At 59.0% G+C, this 16,599-nt stretch carries 14 protein-coding genes and 1 tRNA gene; 5 read left to right on the forward strand and 10 right to left on the reverse strand.

Features of this window, described 5'->3' with window-relative positions:
- Positions 1 to 20 precede the first annotated feature (20 nt).
- From mnhG to BN1241_RS06270, 6 genes are read right to left on the reverse strand one after another with little or no spacing between them, the layout of a single operon-like run.
- Positions 21 to 404, reverse strand: coding sequence for a monovalent cation/H(+) antiporter subunit G (mnhG, locus tag BN1241_RS06245; protein WP_054952809.1), 384 nt, complete (start codon positions 402 to 404; stop codon positions 21 to 23).
- The gene (locus tag BN1241_RS06250; RefSeq protein ID WP_054952810.1) at positions 397 to 795 is read right to left on the reverse strand and encodes an MrpF/PhaF family protein; all 399 of its coding nucleotides are present in this window, start codon (positions 793 to 795) and stop codon (positions 397 to 399) included. Before BN1241_RS06250 ends, mnhG begins: the two co-directional genes overlap by 8 nt.
- Positions 792 to 1,427: a Na+/H+ antiporter subunit E gene (locus BN1241_RS06255; RefSeq protein ID WP_054952811.1), complete on the reverse strand. Its 636-nt coding sequence runs from the start codon at positions 1,425 to 1,427 to the stop codon at positions 792 to 794. Before BN1241_RS06255 ends, BN1241_RS06250 begins: the two co-directional genes overlap by 4 nt.
- The gene (locus tag BN1241_RS06260) at positions 1,424 to 3,010 is read right to left on the reverse strand and encodes a Na+/H+ antiporter subunit D (RefSeq protein ID WP_054952812.1); all 1,587 of its coding nucleotides are present in this window, start codon (positions 3,008 to 3,010) and stop codon (positions 1,424 to 1,426) included. Before BN1241_RS06260 ends, BN1241_RS06255 begins: the two co-directional genes overlap by 4 nt.
- Before the next feature lies 1 nt (position 3,011).
- Positions 3,012 to 3,485: a Na(+)/H(+) antiporter subunit C gene (locus BN1241_RS06265; RefSeq protein ID WP_054952813.1), complete on the reverse strand. Its 474-nt coding sequence runs from the start codon at positions 3,483 to 3,485 to the stop codon at positions 3,012 to 3,014.
- Complete coding sequence (locus BN1241_RS06270; protein ID WP_054952814.1) at positions 3,482 to 6,526, reverse strand: Na+/H+ antiporter subunit A; 3,045 nt, start codon at positions 6,524 to 6,526, stop codon at positions 3,482 to 3,484. The genes BN1241_RS06265 and BN1241_RS06270 overlap by 4 nt, the downstream gene beginning before the upstream one ends.
- A gap of 336 nt (positions 6,527 to 6,862) precedes the next feature.
- Here BN1241_RS06270 and BN1241_RS06275 point away from each other — a divergent pair, with 336 nt between their 5' ends.
- Positions 6,863 to 8,854, forward strand: a complete 1,992-nt coding sequence (locus tag BN1241_RS06275; protein ID WP_315968841.1) for a (Fe-S)-binding protein — start codon at positions 6,863 to 6,865, stop codon at positions 8,852 to 8,854.
- Between the two features lie 153 nt (positions 8,855 to 9,007).
- On the opposite strand, the gene BN1241_RS06280 is transcribed toward BN1241_RS06275, so the two are convergent.
- The 3 genes from BN1241_RS06280 to dcd all read right to left on the reverse strand — a co-directional run bounded on the left by BN1241_RS06280 (position 9,008) and on the right by dcd (position 12,690).
- Positions 9,008 to 10,225, reverse strand: coding sequence for a hypothetical protein (locus BN1241_RS06280; protein WP_147599305.1), 1,218 nt, complete (start codon positions 10,223 to 10,225; stop codon positions 9,008 to 9,010).
- A gap of 422 nt (positions 10,226 to 10,647) precedes the next feature.
- Positions 10,648 to 11,859, reverse strand: a complete 1,212-nt coding sequence (locus tag BN1241_RS06285; protein ID WP_054952817.1) for a flagellar basal body-associated FliL family protein — start codon at positions 11,857 to 11,859, stop codon at positions 10,648 to 10,650.
- A 249-nt stretch (positions 11,860 to 12,108) separates the two neighbouring features.
- The gene (gene dcd / locus BN1241_RS06290) at positions 12,109 to 12,690 is read right to left on the reverse strand and encodes a dCTP deaminase (protein WP_054952818.1); all 582 of its coding nucleotides are present in this window, start codon (positions 12,688 to 12,690) and stop codon (positions 12,109 to 12,111) included.
- A gap of 120 nt (positions 12,691 to 12,810) precedes the next feature.
- Here dcd and BN1241_RS06295 point away from each other — a divergent pair.
- The 4 genes from BN1241_RS06295 to BN1241_RS06310 all read left to right on the forward strand — a co-directional run bounded on the left by BN1241_RS06295 (position 12,811) and on the right by BN1241_RS06310 (position 15,355).
- Positions 12,811 to 12,884: transfer RNA gene (locus tag BN1241_RS06295), tRNA-Gly, on the forward strand.
- 430 nt (positions 12,885 to 13,314) lie between these two features.
- Entirely contained in the window at positions 13,315 to 13,932 is a 618-nt protein-coding gene (locus BN1241_RS06300) for a GNAT family N-acetyltransferase (RefSeq protein ID WP_054952819.1), read from the forward strand.
- 288 nt (positions 13,933 to 14,220) lie between these two features.
- Complete coding sequence (locus tag BN1241_RS06305) at positions 14,221 to 14,913, forward strand: YqeB family protein (RefSeq protein WP_054952820.1); 693 nt, start codon at positions 14,221 to 14,223, stop codon at positions 14,911 to 14,913.
- Between the two features lie 10 nt (positions 14,914 to 14,923).
- Complete coding sequence (locus tag BN1241_RS06310) at positions 14,924 to 15,355, forward strand: (deoxy)nucleoside triphosphate pyrophosphohydrolase (protein WP_054952821.1); 432 nt, start codon at positions 14,924 to 14,926, stop codon at positions 15,353 to 15,355.
- Between the two features lie 94 nt (positions 15,356 to 15,449).
- On the opposite strand, the gene BN1241_RS06315 is transcribed toward BN1241_RS06310, so the two are convergent.
- Complete coding sequence (locus BN1241_RS06315) at positions 15,450 to 16,484, reverse strand: ABC transporter substrate-binding protein (RefSeq protein WP_054952822.1); 1,035 nt, start codon at positions 16,482 to 16,484, stop codon at positions 15,450 to 15,452.
- Between the last annotated feature and the right edge of the window lie 115 nt (positions 16,485 to 16,599).

A 16,599-nucleotide genomic window follows, 5' to 3' on the forward strand; every position in this document is an offset into this window, starting at 1 on the left:
TGGTCCTTTCGATGTGAGGGCTACGCGGAATTCTTCTTCGGGCCGATTTTCAAGTCTGATCTCGTGGATTCGATGTCGTCACCAAGCTCATCCACCACAAGGTCTTCTCGGACAATACCACCAGTACGATAGCCTGCACGACCGATCATGTGTGCCGAAATTGGTGAAGTCACGAACTGGAAAGCAATGATGAGAAGTGCAGTCCAGGCGAGTGCCCCGTCTCGCACGACGAGGGCCATGCCGGTCACGGCGAGAATGAGTCCGAAAACCTGGGGTTTGGTCGCGGCGTGCTGCCGCGACAGCAGATCCGGGAAACGATTGACCGCAATCGCTGCGATGAGCACGAGCCCACATCCAGCAACCAGCAGTACCGAACCGACAATGTCCATGATGGTCTCAAGCATTGCTCTCCCCCTCATCCTCACCCTGGTCCGGGTTGTGCACTTCTTCGTCATCATCGTCCGCACGGATCTTCGCATCCGCCAGGATCTTTGCGACCTCATCCTTCGTCAAGATCCGCTTATCCGCCGTCGGCTCGTGTGCGGCAAAGCGCGCGATCGTGGTCGAACCGATGAAACCAACGATCGCGAGAATCACGAGGACGGGCAGCAGGTCGGTGCGCCTGGTGACCGCGGAAATAACCATCATGGCGGCGAGAATCGTGGAGGTGAACAGGTCAACCGCCACCATCCGATCCAGCATCGACGGGCCCCGCGAGACACGGATAACAACACCGATCGCGGCTAGGAACAGGAGGATCCCACAGATCCACGACACAACGGTGAGCAGGGTCATGACTGCTCACCCGCCGGAGCCGCATAGGGCACGGGAAGCATCTGTCCCATCTTGGAGCCGGGAGCAAACCCAGCATCAATCAGCTGGTTGTGGGAGGCAAAGGCACGCAGGATGCGTTCCTCCTGGTCGAGCACGGCCTGGTGGGCCGCCTCCAGTCCCCCCGCCACATCAACATCGAACACGTGAATGTAGAGGGTTCCTGTAGAGGCGTGAGCATCGACCACAACCGAGCCGGGAACGAGGGAGGTCATACCTGACAGGGCCGTGAGGAACACGTCGGAGTGAGCACGGGTCTGCACGCGGATGACAGCGCCCCGGGGCTTCTTTCCGGCAAGAGCGTAGTAAGAAATCTGCAGGGAAGCCTGCACCACGTCGACAAGGAAGACCCAAACAAAGCGGACAAGCGCCACGGGCCGGAACCTGCCATCGAACGTAGCCGCAGGGAGCGGGGTCAGGGTGGTGATAATGAGGGCGAGGGAGAATCCGGCAAGAATGTTTCCAGCAGAAATATCACCCCAGAGAAGCACCCACACGATCGTGAGCCAGATGAGCATGCCGGCGGTTGCGTGCGGGAAGCGGCCGGGCCTGTTCGTCGCGGCCCTGATGGAGGCGCGCGCACTTGATTCACTCATTTGCTGACATCCTCATTCGCGTCGACAACTTCCTGATCTAAGGATATTCCTCCCGCATCCTCATCCCCATTTTCGGACTGGCCGGTTCCCCTGTTGCCATCGGGGAAGACGGCAACAATGTAGGGTCCGCGTCGTTCCAGTTCTACGGCCGCCTTTTCAGCGTAGCTGTAGATCGGGCCGGAGAAGGCGGCAATGCCGAGAGACATGATGACGAGAGAGGCGGCGGCACCGTACATGCCGCCCGGAATTTTCTTCGACTCCAGCTCCTCCTCTGCCTCCTGCCAGAAGGCAAGGTTCCAGGCGCGCAGGACCGCGTACAGGGTCAGGAGCGAGGTGACGAGGCCGGCACCGATCAGCCACCAGTCAATCGTTTGACCGGACTCTGCCGAGGCGGAGATAAGACCAACTTTGCCGAGGAAACCGGTCATGGGCGGGATGCCTGCCAGTCCCAGAGCAGGGACGAGGTAGAGGGCGGCGATCAGCGGCGCCGATTTCGCGAGCGCCCCCAAGTTCCGCAGCGACGTCGTTCCACCGTGTCGTTCAATCAGACCCGCCACGAGGAAGAGCGCGGTTTGTACGGTGATGTGGTGGATAACGTAGTAGATCGTGGCCGCGAGCCCCGCCTCACTCGAGACAGAGATGCCCCAGATCATGAAGCCGATGTGGGAGACGAGAGTAAACGACAGCATACGTTTGATATCTCGCTGAGTGACGGCACCGAGGATTCCGATCACCATCGTCAAAATCGCGAGCACGGACAAGATTTCGTCGAGCCTGCCTTGCGGGAAGAGCAGCACCTGGGTGCGGATGATCGCATACACGCCAACCTTGGTCAGCAGACCAGCGAACACGGCCGTCACCGGGGCGGGTGCCGTTGGGTAGGAGTCGGGCAACCAAGCGGATAGCGGGAAGATTGCCGCCTTAATGCCGAAGGCAACGAGCAGCATCGCCTGCAGGGCAAGGCTCACGCCGGGGTCGATCTCCTGGAGCCTCGTCGCCAGGTGCGCGAAGGACAGGGTACCGGTGGCCGCGTAGGTCATGAAGATTGCGATGAGGAAGATGATCGACGACAGCATCGACACGACGACATAGACCGTGCCGGACCGGATCCGCGTTCGTGTGCCACCCATGGTGATGAGAACAAAGGATGCCGCGAGAAGAATTTCGAAGCCTACAAACAGGTTGAAAAGGTCGCCCGTGAGGAACGCATTCGACACGCCCGCGGACAGGATCAGGTAGGCCGGGTGATAGACCGCGGTGGGGGCCGCTTCCTCCCCATCTTCAACACCCTGGGCAAGAGAGTAGATGAGAACGGCGAGAGTGACCGCGACTGAGACGACGAGCATGAGGGTCGAGAGGCGGTCAGCGACGAGTGTGATGCCGACCGGGGCCGCCCATTCACCTACGTCGAAGACGAGCGGACCGTCCTGCGCCAGGTATACCAGGGCCGCGGAGGTGATAAGCGAAACGGACAGGATCGATACGGAGATAATCCACTGCACGCGACGCCAATTCGAGAAGACGAGGGTAATACCAGCTCCGAGGAGGGGCAGAACAACGGGAATGCCAACAAGCCAATTCACGTCACTTCACCTCCCCGTCACTGTCATCGGAATCTTCCGTTTCGTCATAGGTTTCTGCCACGGCATCATCAATACCGGACTGCTCGTCACGGACCAGACGCTCATCGCGTTCCGCCATGACAGCCAATCTCCTATCCTCAATATCGTCCTGAACCTCGTCGTTACCGTCGAGCTGCCAAGAACGGTAGGCGAGTGCGAGCATGAAAGCTGTGGTTCCCATCGTGATCACGATCGCGGTCAACATCATTGCCTGGGCGAGCGGATCCGACATGTCTCCCGGATCCGATCCACCCACGAGTGGGGGTGTGCCGGCGCGGCCACCCGCGATGAGGAAACCAATATTGACGCCGTTGGAGAGCGCCGAGAAACCGAGAATGATGCGGGACAGGGAGCGTTCCAGGATGAGGTAGACACCAACCCCGACCAGGACGGCGCAGAGAAAAACGAGGACGAGCGAAGGAGTGGTATCGATCATGACAGGCTTTCCTTCGCATCCCGCCGGGTCACTTCTTCCATACGAGTATCGTGCTGCGGGGTCGGAACATCCATTCCTTCATCATCCAGGCCTTCAACCTCGCCGTGGCGGTCAATCTCCGCACCCATGGAGCGCAAGATTTCGAGCACCAGCCCAACAACAACGAGGTAAACACCAATATCGAAAATAACGGCGGTGGCGAACTTGACGTCCCCGAAGGCCGGCAACGTAAACTCAAACACCGCGCTCTGCAGGGTGGTGCCACCAAAGAAGATCGGCCCCAGTGCCGCAAGGGTTGCGACCGAGAGTCCCGTACCCATGAGAATACCGGGGTGCAGTGGGAGCGCGGCACCCAGCTCGTAGCGACCGCCCGCCAAGTACCTCATGACGAGAGCAATGCCGGCGAGCAGGCCGCCCGCGAAGCCACCACCGGGCAGATTGTGTCCCGCGAACAGGAGGAACAGGGAGCCGATGAGCATCGTGTGGTAGACGAGCCTCGTACCAACCTCGAGGATGACGGAGCGACGCTGAACTGCGAGGGTGTTGGCCGCAGGCAACCACAGTTTGCGGCGTCCCGGCTCGAGTACGTGGTGGGCTTCCGCGTATTCGGCCTGCATCGCATCCTCACGGGAACGTATGAGCAGCGCCTGGGATTTTTCGTCTTCCTTCAAACGCCACACGTTGTTCTTCGTGCCGGGCCGAGCAATGTTGCGTAGCGGATCGATCTTGGCCTTCCTGTCACGAATGAACAGGAGCGAGGCAACACCGATCGCACAGGCCACGAGGACGGAGATTTCTCCCATCGTGTCCCAGGCACGAATGTCGACCAGGGTCACGTTGACAATGTTCTTGCCGTAACCAAACTCGTAGGCCTCGTCAGCGAACGAACTGGAAATCGGCTCGTGGTGGCGAGCATTCGCCGCGAAGAACGCAAACCCTGCCACGCAGATGCCGACGATCGCACCGAGGCCGGCACGGGTCCAGCGCGAGGCGGCCATCGGCCTGTTCGAGAAGTAGGCCGGCAGCCGTCTCAGGACCAGCACGAGCACGACGAGGGTAATGGTTTCAACGAGGACCTGCGTGACCGCCAGATCCGGTGCCCCGTGCAGTTCGTAGATGAGGGCAACGCAGTATCCGGACAGACTCAGAAGCAGGACTGCCTTGAGGCGCCTGCGAGCACGGGCTGCCAGGAGCGCCGAGATTGCCCCGATGGTGACGACCGGGACCTGCCACACAGTGTCAAACCACCGGTAGTCCAGATCGAGGTTCGTACCGCCAAGGACTAGTGCCGTCGTGCCTGCGAGGGCTGCAACGACCAGGGTGATCGACAGGTACATCGGTTGGGAGCCGGACTGGGTCCGGGCCGTCACATCAACGGCGAACAGTTCCAGGTTCACGACGATGCGCCGGTAGGCACCTTCGGCGGAGAACGGCACCGCAACCCTGCGCTGCACGGTTTCGATGGGGCGGCGGAGCGCAAAGAGAATGATGCCGCCAACGATGATGATTCCGGTCATGACCACCGGCAAACCAAATCCTGCCCACAGGGTCAGGTGGCCGGGCTCTCCCGGGTTCTGGTTAGCGTGATTGATGAGCAGGCCCTCCCACCAGGACGGGAAAAGTCCCAGCAGCAGGGAAGCACCCGCGAGGAGCACGGGAGGAGTGTTAATAATCCGGGACCGGTTCTTCAGCTCCGTGGGGGCAACACCCGGCTTGTCCCAGAAGCACCCCCACCAGAAACGCAGACCGTAGGCGAGGGTGAGCACCGAGCCGAGAACAATGATCCAGGCGACGACGAGGTCCTTTGTTCCGCCGAGCGTGAGGGCGTGGAGAGCGGCTTCCTTACCGACATAGCCAGCAAAGGGCGGGATACCTGCCATCGACAGCACACCAAACGCGCCGGCGATAGCGAGAAGCGGCTTGCGGCGACCAATGCCGGACAGTTCGCGCAGATCGCGCGTGCCCGCGGTCCAGTCGATGATGCCGACCACGAGGAAGAGGCAGGATTTAAACAGGGCGTGGGCGGTGAGAACCGCGAGTCCCGCGAGCGCCACTTCTGCTGTCCCGTATCCAACCAGCACCATCATGAAGCCCAGCTGGGAGACGGTGCCGTAGGCGAGGATTAGCTTCGTATCGTTCTGGCGCAGGGCCCGGTATCCGCCGAGCACCATTGTGAGCAGTCCCGCGGGGATGATAACCCAATCCCAGGCCACTTCGTCAGCGAAGCCGGGTGCGAGGCGAGCAACGAGGTAGACACCGGCTTTGACCATGGCCGCGGCATGCAAATAGGCGGAGGTCGGTGTTGGAGCTGCCATGGCTGCCAGGAGCCAGAAGTGGAAGGGGAAGATCGCGGACTTGGAGAGCGCACCGATGAGGATGAGAAAGAGGGCTGTCGAGACGTAGCCGGCACCGGTGCCCACCGGTGCGCCGTCCAGCAAGGTGCCGTTCGCACCGGCGTTCACGAGTTCCGTAAACGAGTACGAGCCGCCGGGAAGGGAGCCGAGCAGAATGATGCCACCAAGCATGGCAAGACCGCCCGCGGTTGTGACGATGATGGCTTCCATGGCGGCACGGCGGGATGCTCGACGGTCTCGATAGTGGCCGATCAGGAGGAAAGAGAAGACCGTGGTCAGCTCCCACATGGTGTACATGATGAGCGTGTTGTCGGTCGTGACGAGACCAAACATGGCTCCGGCGAATGCCACGAAGAATCCAGCGAATCTGCCCAGGCCTGAGGCCTTGCGGGAGAAGTAGCGGGCACAGTAGATGAGGACGAGGGCACCAACCCCATTGACGAGGAGCGCCATGATCCACGACAGGGTGTCGAGCCTGAAGTCAGCAACCAGCCCAAGCTGGGACACCCAGGTCATTGATTGCTGTGGGAAGTGCCCGTCCAGAACCGCGGGTGCCTGGGCGATCGTCCAGATGAGTCCGGCGAGGGGGACGAGTGCTGCGACGAAGAATCCTTCGCGGCCCAGCCATTTCATTACGAACGGCATCAGTAACGCCACGATCATAAATGAAATGAATATCTGGATCATTCACACTCCTCATGTCTTCCCTAGCCAATCCTAACTGACACCCCTACCCTTCCGTAGCCACTTGGTGCACTTCTTTAACTTGCCTCACTAAACAGGCTATTTTGGAGGTAGTTTCAATTCGTTCGAAAGGCCGTCGTGTTCCCTACCTGGTCACTCATCCCTGTCGGCATTGCGTGCCTCATCAGCTTCGGATTTTTCGGGCGCGGTCTGTGGAGAATTGTTACGGTCACAAGGATGGGGTCCTCCGCTCCCGGGAGGCTCACGCCCGTGGGTCTCAGGTTGTCGATGGTCGTTCGAGAGGTCCTCAGTCACTCAGCATTCCAGGGCAGGCCGTGGGTGAAATTCGCGCACTTGTGCGTGATGCTGTCCTTCCCCGCCCTGTTCTTCACCCTCATCACTGCCTTTATGCAGCTGACAAACCCCGTGTGGGCGCTGCCCATCATTGGTCATTGGGCACCGTGGGAATGGGGGACCGAGATTTTGGCATGGGCCGGTTTGATTGGCGGCCTCTACCTCACGTGGGTGCGGACCCGGACCGGCCGGGCCAACACTCCCAGCGAGACCTTGGCGAGCGGGGATGGGATGCCACGAACGTCCCGGTTCTTCGGCTCCACCAACTGGCAGGCCCGCTACGTCGAGTTCACGATCGTCGGAGTCGTTGCCTGCGTGCTTCTCATTCGAGCAGCCGAATACGCCTACCTGTCCGGAACCGATTACGCCACGCTCGCGCACTTCCCGACCACGGCCTGGCTCGGCTCGCTCCTCAGCTCCCTCTCTCTCGGCGCCCTCGGTTGGCTCATCACGATCACCGCCCTTTTCAAGCTCGTACTGTCCCTGTCCTGGCTGGTTGTCGTTGGGCTCGTCCCCTCCATGGGAGTCGCCTGGCACCGCTTCCTTGCCCTCGTCAACGTGTACGCGAAAACGAACATTGATGGCTCGAAGGCACTGGGTGCCCTGCCGAACCTGATCGTCGATGGAAAACCGCTACGGATGGACACGATTGAGGAGCTGGATGAGGATGCTCAACTTGGCATCTCCACCGTGTCCGACATTTCCTGGAAGGGCCTGCTCGACACGGCAACCTGCACAGAATGTGGTAGGTGCCAGGACCTGTGCCCCGCATGGAACTCCGCCAAGCCACTCTCTCCCAAACTTCTCGTCACCACTGTGCGTGATCACGCTTTTGCCTCCGCCCCCTTCGCAAGGGCAGCGATGAGCATGGAGGAAGCCCACAGCGGTGACTTGCTGGGGGCGATGATGGATGCGGGAGCGGCAGGAGATAATCCGGAACGCGGACCAGATGCGCCTCTCATGCCAAACGTCATCACTCCCGACGTGCTGTGGGCGTGCACCATGTGCGGTGCATGCGTCGACCAGTGCCCGGTCGATATCGAACATCTCGATCTCGTGGTCGGTTTGCGCCGTCACCAGACACTCATGGAATCCACCTTCCCGAGCGAGCTGGGCAAGATGTTCACAGGCATGGAAAACAAGGGCAATCCGTGGGGCCTCAACCCGCGCAAGCGACTCGACTGGGCCAAGGGATTGGACTTCCCCGTTCCCCAAATCGGACCCGATGTGGACAGTGCGGACGAGGTCGACTACCTGTTCTGGGTGGGATGCGCCGGCGCCTATGACGACCGTGCGAAGAAGACCACGGCAGCGGTGGCCGAACTCCTCCACACGGCAGGCGTTTCGTTCGCGGTCTTGGGTGACGGCGAGTCGTGCACGGGCGACCCGGCACGCCGTGCCGGCAACGAAGTGCTATTCCAGATGCTGGCAGAACAAAACATCGACACACTCAACGAAGTTGGGGCAACAAAGATCGTGGTTTCGTGCGCCCACTGTTTCAACACGATCGCGAAAGAATACCCGGAGCTTGGTGGCACCTACGAGGTTGTGCACCACACCCAACTTCTCAACCGTCTTGTTCGGGAAGGCTTGCTCACCCCCGTCCCACCCAAGCCGGAAGAACGCAAATCCATCACCTACCACGACCCCTGCTTCCTCGGCCGCCACAACAAGATCTACAACGCACCCCGTGAACTACTTGGTGACGTGAAGGAAATGGAGCTGAACCGCGAGCGCGCCATGTGCTGCGGGGCGGGTGGTGCGCACGCCTTCTTCGAGGACAAGAACGGTGAATCGATTAGCGGCATGCGCACCCGCCAGGCCATGGCCACGGGTGCCGAAGTCATCGCAACGGCGTGCCCGTTTTGCACAACCATGCTGAACGACGGGGTGCGTGGCGAGAAGGCCAACATCGAGGTGAAGGACGTGTCTCTCCTCATCCTCGAGGGTGTGAGGCGCGGTCAGGACTCCTCCTGACAGTTGGTATTTGTAACAGTCAGGAGCGGAGCTCCTCAAAGCTGTGAAGATCACACACTGAGTTTGAGGACGTTGAAGGGGAGATGGAATATTCCATCTCCCCTTCAATCACGTCTCACGGAAGTGACTTTGACCTGCCGTGCGGCATTCTCGTTACAGCAGTCCTGCTTCTTCTCGCATTTCGCAGGTTGCTGCCGCGTAGTCGGTGCGGCCACCGCACGTGGTTGCGAGGTCTTCATATTCTGAGCCAAGGGGTGATTCCCAGTAGAGGTCGTCACAGGCAACCATGTCGCCACCCTCGCACGCATCGTACAGCTCGTCGAGTGCGGCATCGTCACCGTAGTTGCTGCCTTCGCTGGTGTCAGTGTCCCCGCCCGAAAGGTCCCCGATTTCACAGCTACCGTACATCTTCTCGGTTTCAGTTCCACCGCATGAGTTAGCAAAGTCTTCGTATTCGGTGTCGTAGCCGGAGTTGTAGTAGAGCTCATCGCAGGCAGCCATGTCCCCACCACCGCAAGCATCGTAGAGTGCATCCAGTTCAGGATCGGAACCGTAGGAACCGCGCTCGTCGCTGGAGGTTGTCTCATCACCGCCCGGTTCGGTAGTTTCGGGATCAGTCGTGTGAGGCGCAGTCGTTTTTGGACCGGTCTCTAAGGTTTCGAGGCTCTCAGATTCCGTCGTCTTTTCATCCGAACTCTCGCCACCAATAACACCGGTGGCAAAGAGAATGCCAACCACGACTGCCGCAATGAGGATCACGCCGAGCACAATCCAAGCGATGAGTGGGCCCTTGCCCTTGTTGGGCGGCTGACCGTATCCGCCACCACCGTACGGAGGCTGGCCACCGTAGCCTCCGCCGTAGGTGTTGTCCTGACCGTGCTGATTGCCGTAGCTGGGCTGGGAAGGCGGGTAGGAGGCAGGCGTCTGTCCGTAGCCACCGCCGTACTGGTTCTGGGAATTTTGCTGGGAGTACTGCTGGCCGTAACTGCCTTGACCATAGTCCTGGCCCGGGTTGTACTGCTGGGTGTTGTAGTTCTGCCCCTGACCGTACTGGCTCGCACCAAAGGCCTGACTTTCGCCCTGGCCGTACCCCTGCGCCTGGAACTCCTGCGCGCTGTTCGGATTGTAGGGGTTTTGTCCGGCCTCGGGAGCGCTACTCGCTTGGAAAGACTGCGTGTCCTGCCCACCCCATTGCTGGGGAGCTTCAGGCGCACTGCTTGTCGGGAAGGCTTGGGTCTCCTGGTTTCCCCACTGCTGGGGTGCCTCGTTTGCGGAGCCGGCACCCTGGCCACCGTATTGACCTTGGTCGGGTCCCTGTTCAGGCTGATTGCCATCGTCTTCGGGTCTGCGCCCGCCATAAAATTCTGACATGTCGTTTTCCTCCACCTGAGCAGGCTTGCATGTTCTGGGCTAATTTCCTTGCCAGGATACATGCCATAAGCAAGATATTTGCGGGGAGCTGTGCATATTCTTATGAAACCCTGGGTAGCACTTCCCTCAGTGCATGACGGTCAGGATAAAGAAGCTGAAGGATCCACACGCGAATCCATCCACTTCCCCTACTGATCACGACACCTACATCCCACCCCATTCTGAATTCCTAGTTCCAGGCGGCAGGTAAGGGAGAACGAAGCTGGAATATATTCGATAGCTACTCATCGGATCACGTGGAACAAGCGATTTAGATACGGCGGAGGGGCGGGATGCAACCGCTCGATTGCATCCCGCCCCTCCTCCGTTGTGAGCTGACGAACTCGTTGTAAGTTTGACGCGACTACCCGATGACGCTGCCGCTATGGGAGGAGCTCACCCTGGCAAGCGGTAACAGCATCGTTGAATGCAGTCTGGTCTTCGAAGGCCATCTGGTCTTGCTGGTTCGCGATGGATTCGAGGGTCGCGGGAGAAACCACGTCGTATACCTCGTCAACAATGCAGGTGTAGTAGCTGTTGAGCTGTTCACCGGAGATACCGGCAGCTTCCACCATTTCGACGGTGACGCCATAGTCCTCGAGAATCACTGCCATGCCATCAATAACATCTTGCTTTGCGGGCTTCTCACCCGCAGTGTCTGTCCCACTGTCCGTCCCAGTATCGCCACCCGTAATGTCTCCCCAGTCGCACATGCCGTACTGGTTGCCACTTTCGGTGCCACCACAGGTGTTACCGAATTCTTCGTACTCGGTGCCGAGCCCAGAGGAGAAGTAGAGATCATCGCAGGCAGCCATGTCCCCGCCACCACACGCGTCATAGAGCGCATCCATTTCAGGATCGGAACCGTAGGAACCATCGTCGCCCGACGGGTCTGTGGTTTCATTGCCCGATGTGTCTGGTCCAAGCGATGGAACCTGGGGCACGCTGTGGCCCGAAGGGTCTGAACTCGGATCTTGAGACTGCGTAGTTTCGGTACCCGATGACTCTTCCTCGGAATCATCACCACCAATAACACCGGTAGCAAAGAGGATGCCAACAACGGCTGCGGCAAGGAGGATCACGCCAAGTACGATCCACGCAATGAGAGGGCCCTTACCCTTTTTCGGTGGTTGCCCATAACCACCTTCATCGTAGGGAGGCTGACCACCGTAGCCGTCACCGTAGTGACCCTGGCCGTACTGTGGCTGTCCCTGCGAAGGCGGGTACGTAGCGGGTTGCTGACCGTAGCCACCGCCGTACTGGTTCTGTGAATTCTGCTGACCGTAGCCCTGCTGATTGTACTGCTGGGTGTTGTAGTTCTGCCCTTGACCGTACTGGTTTACACCAAAAGCTTGAGTTTCACCCTGGCCGTACCCCTGCGCCTGGAACTGCTGAGTGCTGTTCGGGTTGTAGGGGTTCTGCCCGGCTTCGGGACCGCTACTTGCTTGGAAAGATTGGGTGTCCTGCCCACCCCATTGCTGGGGAGCTTCGTGTGCGGACCCGGCACCCTGGCCACCGTACTGCCCCTGGTCACCACCCTGCTCGGGCCTGTTGCTCTCATTCTCCGGGCGGCGCCCACCATAATTCTCTGACATGTCTCTTGCCTCCGCCTCAGCAGGCCTACATGGTCATGGGCTCATTTCCTTGCCAGGATACAGCCCATCACCACGATTATTGAGGAGTGTCAATTGAATTCTGAACATTTCCTGGGACAGAACTTCCCTTACCCCGAGCGGATTCCTTTCGGCGACGCGACATAACCAATAATTTTGCGATATTGGTCAGCGGTCAACTACCCGCTATTTGCCCGGCATCACGCCAATAGGTCCCTCTCGTGAGAGACTCTAGTCAGCAATGGTTGTGCGGTGGAAGTTCATCCACGACCGGGATGCGGTTGGGCCCCTCTGTCCCTGGTAGCGGGATCCGCTCGCTCCAGCACCGTAGGGTGCTTCGGCGGGTGATGAGAGCTGGAAGAAGCAGAGTTGCCCGATCTTCATACCCGGGTAGAGCTTGATGGGCATGGTTGCCGTATTCGAAAGCTCGAGCGTGATGTGACCAGTGAAACCAGGGTCAATAAACCCTGCGGTCGAGTGGGTCAGGAGCCCGAGTCGACCGAGAGAGGACTTGCCTTCCAGCCGTGCAGCAATATCATCGGGCAGAGTCACCTGTTCGTAGGTTGCACCGAGAACAAACTCACCCGGGTGAAGAACGAACGGCTCTTCTCCCCCAACATCCACCAGCCTCGTCAGATCCGTCTGCTCCTCGGCAGGGTCAATAACCGGGTAGCGGTGATTGTCGAACATGCGGAAGAACCGATCAAGCCGCACATCGAGCGACGAGGGCTGAACGAAGTCCGGGTGCCACGGATCGATCTTGATCCGCCTAGCGTCGATCTGGGAACGAATATCTCTATCTGAAAGCAACACATGTAGAGTCTGCCAGAATCGGCCAGGAACTTCGTACCTTGCCATTGATCGGAAGCCTGCACGACAGCGGTTTCCCTGTTTTGAGAATCCCGGTTCACGGGGAGTACAGTTAAAGTTCACGCGGGTGTAGTTCAATGGTAGAACTCCAGCTTCCCAAGCTGGTAGCGCGGGTTCGATTCCCGTCACCCGCTCCACTTTTGAGTCAGCTCCAGCCAACTTTTAAGCGCTGGAGCTTTTCATTTCTCCCATGCAGTTACACGGGTTGATCGGCCTATTCCATAGGAGAAGCCAAGCAGGCAGCAATATTGATTCTCCAGACCTGAACGACACCCACTTTCCCCTGACACAGCAACGACAAACCCGATCATAAGCCACTAAAAATGGGAACTGACCCTCAGCCGCCTTGGTGGGCTTGTCAAGGAAATGAGACCTACACAGGATTACAGCGGTAGATAGGGCGACCACCATCAGTTGAGCGCACTGTACCTCCCCAAGTCTGGGATATCCACATTTACTCCCTTGGTCGGATGTACTTAGCGCCGTGACCGGCGCTTTCAGGTTTGTGGGCCCTGGTTTTATTCAATACCAGGGCGACATTCACCTGTCTGAGAGTATGGTCAGTCCATGGACGTAAAGTTCGAGCGCATCACTCCCGACCACACGATGATGGCGCGCACCATCATCGCTCGCGCGTTTGCCAACGATCCGCTTATTGAGTGGCTGTCCCCCAGTGGAGACTATCAGGCCGATGAGCGTTTGGATCTTATTGCCCTGTTCTACGCACCCAGCGTTGAAGCCTACGCTCTTGCACGGACGGGTCACGTTGCACTCGTACACAATACTGTCGTGGGTGTTAGCCTCTGGGGAAATTCCACGATTCAAGCACGAGCATCGACAGCAACAAAATTGCTGCCGACCGGAAGTGGTACCACAAAGCTTTTGCTCGGAAAGAAGGCTGCCCTGCTGGGAGCCGGGATCCGCACTGCACGCGGTGCTGACCCACTACTAAACTCACCGTATTTGCATGAGCTTACGGTTCTTGACGACATGCGCGGCAAAGGAATTGGCACGCAGCTTCTCTCAACCGGCCTTGCAGCATTCGGTGATCACGGAGCCTGGCTTGAGACAGCAAATGGTCGCAAATATTCTGACTACGAACGAGCCGGATTTCGGGTGACGCATGCTGGTCCAGTTGGTGAATCGGGAGTGACGATGACTCGAATGGTCTTCGACAAGGAGTAGAACCCTTCAAGAGGCCGCCCTCCACAACTGCAGGGCCAGCCCAATTGATCGCTGGTCCGATCGCCCGTTAGTTCAGTTGCGCACACCCCGTCATTTCCATTCATATTCAGACCTTGAACTATCAGGATTGTGCCTGCTCTTCAGGTTTTCTCCATCCGCTCCAAGACGGAAGCAGAGTGGCTGGTGAACGGCCTGTTTCGGACTCTTGCAGGAGGGGAGAAATGCCCGGGGAACTGTCCCCCTGCCTGAACATGTCAATCCTTGCTGTGACGGTGCAAAGTAGTTCCCATGAACGCAACACGAGTCTCTCTTGGTAACCGCCACCGGCTCCTTCTTGGCACGAGCCTCATCCTGCTCGGCGCAACCATTGGCCTGCTCATTGGTTTGCTCATTGAGTACGTGCTGTCGTTCACCAGCTTCGAAGGGGTCCTCGGTGTAGCCGCCTACACCGGTGAACCCATTGGATTGGCAGTCACGGTTGCACTGGGAATCATCCTCGGCCTCGTCGGCACAGGCGCCATCATCGGCGAATCACTGCATGCGGAGATATCGGATGCTGACATCCACCTCACCTGGAAGGGCGCGAGCGTTCGGGTTCGGAAAGATCTTGTCTCGAGCATCCACCTCGGCACCGATCTCGTCCTGTACTGCAAAACCGGCACCGAGCTCGCCCGTGCCCACACCGTCAATCCTCAAGGACTTCGCGCCGCTCTCATCCACCACGGTTATCCCACCCCCTCTGCGCAGCAGATTGGGGATGGCGAGTTCACCGCCGACCTTGCTGGACTGAATGAGAACCAGAAGCGCATCGCCCTGGCACGTTCGAATGCGTTGCGTGCAGGCAACATGGACATCGCGGAAATCTTGCGCAGGCAGCTTGCCGCCAAGGGCATCATGGTGCGGGACCGCAAGGCTGGCCGGCTCAAGACAACAACAGAATTCCGTAGGCTCGATCCCTTTCGGCCCTCCGTTCTGACGTAGAGTTGTGCGCGTGGCCCTCGTTGTTGCTGTAGCTCTCGTCGACTCGCTCACTCATCCCACCAGGCTTCTTGCCGCTCAACGCTCCTACCCGCAGTCCCTTGAAGGTATGTGGGAGCTACCAGGAGGCAAGGTCGAAGAAGGCGAAACCCCAGAGCATGGTGTTGTTCGCGAGCTCCAAGAAGAACTCTCTATTACCCCTACCCTCGGGCAGCTCGTGCCAGGACCGGAGGGGGATTGGCCGATCGGCAAGCACACCATGAGGGTGTGGCTCGCAACCTCAAATACGGAACCGGTGCGAGGAGCCGATCATTCGAAACTGCGCTGGTGCAACGCCGACTCCCTGCTCAACCTGGACTGGCTTCCTGGCGACGTTGCCCTCGCTCACCAGCTCTCAGCCTGGATGAAGAGTCCGGAGCTTATTCCGCCCATACCAGCCCGGTAAAGAACCTGGACTAGAGATGACGGAGGGACACGGCGCGGCCCTGCCCGTGTCCCTCCTCTTCGCTCTCTACTGTCGGTGCAGGTTTAATACCTAGTTATTTGAGGGTGGAGTTTCCGAGGATTTCTTCTACCTCGTCATCACTGAGCTCGTAGCGGTAGAAGAGTTCGTAGAATTCCTTCGTTTCTTCCACGATGTCGTTATCGAAGTATTCGGGGTAGAGGAGCTGACCCATCCAGTTGATGCCAACGATCCGATTCGGCCCGGGAGGGCGGCTGATCCAGTTGTACGGAGCACCCGGAACCTCGTAGTAGGTGTCGTTGGCGATGGCGGAAAGTGCCTGCCATGACGGATCATCGGCCGCACTGTCGTAGATCGAGCCGGGAAAGAAGAAGATGACATCAGGGTCCCAGGACAGGAGTTGTTCCATAGAGACCGTGCCGCCGCCCTGCTGAGATTCGGCAGTTGCGGGATCGGCGACGACAATGCCGCCCACCATCTCCACCGTCTGTGCGTGGATGGTGCCGGACAGGATCGTGGAGAGACCGTCCTCGCGTTCAGCGAAGTACACGGTTTTCTTTTCATCCTCCGGGATCTGGGATGCTGCTTCCTCGGCTCCTTCGAGGATGTCTTCAGTGTAGGCGGCGAGCTCTTCGCCCCGCTCTTCTTCGCCGAGCACATCACCCATGAGTCGGTAGCCTTCGGCCGTGTTCTCGAGGTTGCCGTCAATGATGATGACGGGGATCCCCACCTGTTCCTGCAGTTCGTCCAGGCCCTTCACGTACTCCTCATCCCATTCGCCCACGTCGATGATGACCTGGAGATCGGATGCCATGAGGGCTTCCCGGTTGAATCCGGACTGGTTGTCGTAAAACTTGCCATACTCGGGCAGGTCCCAATACTCCTCGACAATAAAGTCCATGGCCGAATCACTCGGTGCTGAGGACCAGCCGACGAGCACTTCGGGACGGACCGAGTAGATCATAATGTTGGCAAGTGGGCCACCCGATGCGACGCGTTCCAGATTGGTCGGGAGTTCAACTTCGCGGCCGGCAGAGTCGGTGAAGATATAGGTGTCGCCCTCGGCAACATCGGTTGCGCCTTCAGATTCATCCTCCCCAGCTTCGTCCACTTCAGTGTCACTATCGGTAGTACTGTCTGTGCTTTCCCGGTCTGTGCCAGCTTCTGTCTCTTCCGTGTCATCGCCAGAATCTCCACATCCGGCGAGTAACAGTGCCGATGCTGCT

The organism is Flaviflexus massiliensis (assembly GCF_001375495.1).
In the GTDB taxonomy this organism is placed as follows: Bacteria; Actinomycetota; Actinomycetes; order Actinomycetales; family Actinomycetaceae; genus Flaviflexus; species Flaviflexus massiliensis.

Excerpts from the sequence above, each read along its gene's own strand:
- mnhG (WP_054952809.1), bottom strand. The coding sequence starts at position 404 with ATGCTTGAGACCATCATGGACATTGTCGGTTCGGTACTGCTGGTTGCT.
- BN1241_RS06250 (WP_054952810.1), bottom strand. The coding sequence starts at position 795 with ATGACCCTGCTCACCGTTGTGTCGTGGATCTGTGGGATCCTCCTGTTC.
- BN1241_RS06255 (WP_054952811.1), bottom strand. The coding sequence starts at position 1,427 with ATGAGTGAATCAAGTGCGCGCGCCTCCATCAGGGCCGCGACGAACAGG.
- BN1241_RS06265 (WP_054952813.1), bottom strand. The coding sequence starts at position 3,485 with ATGATCGATACCACTCCTTCGCTCGTCCTCGTTTTTCTCTGCGCCGTC.
- BN1241_RS06270 (WP_054952814.1), bottom strand. The coding sequence starts at position 6,526 with ATGATCCAGATATTCATTTCATTTATGATCGTGGCGTTACTGATGCCG.
- BN1241_RS06280 (WP_147599305.1), bottom strand. The coding sequence starts at position 10,225 with ATGTCAGAATTTTATGGCGGGCGCAGACCCGAAGACGATGGCAATCAG.
- BN1241_RS06285 (WP_054952817.1), bottom strand. The coding sequence starts at position 11,859 with ATGTCAGAGAATTATGGTGGGCGCCGCCCGGAGAATGAGAGCAACAGG.
- BN1241_RS06300 (WP_054952819.1), top strand. The coding sequence starts at position 13,315 with ATGGACGTAAAGTTCGAGCGCATCACTCCCGACCACACGATGATGGCG.
- BN1241_RS06305 (WP_054952820.1), top strand. The coding sequence starts at position 14,221 with ATGAACGCAACACGAGTCTCTCTTGGTAACCGCCACCGGCTCCTTCTT.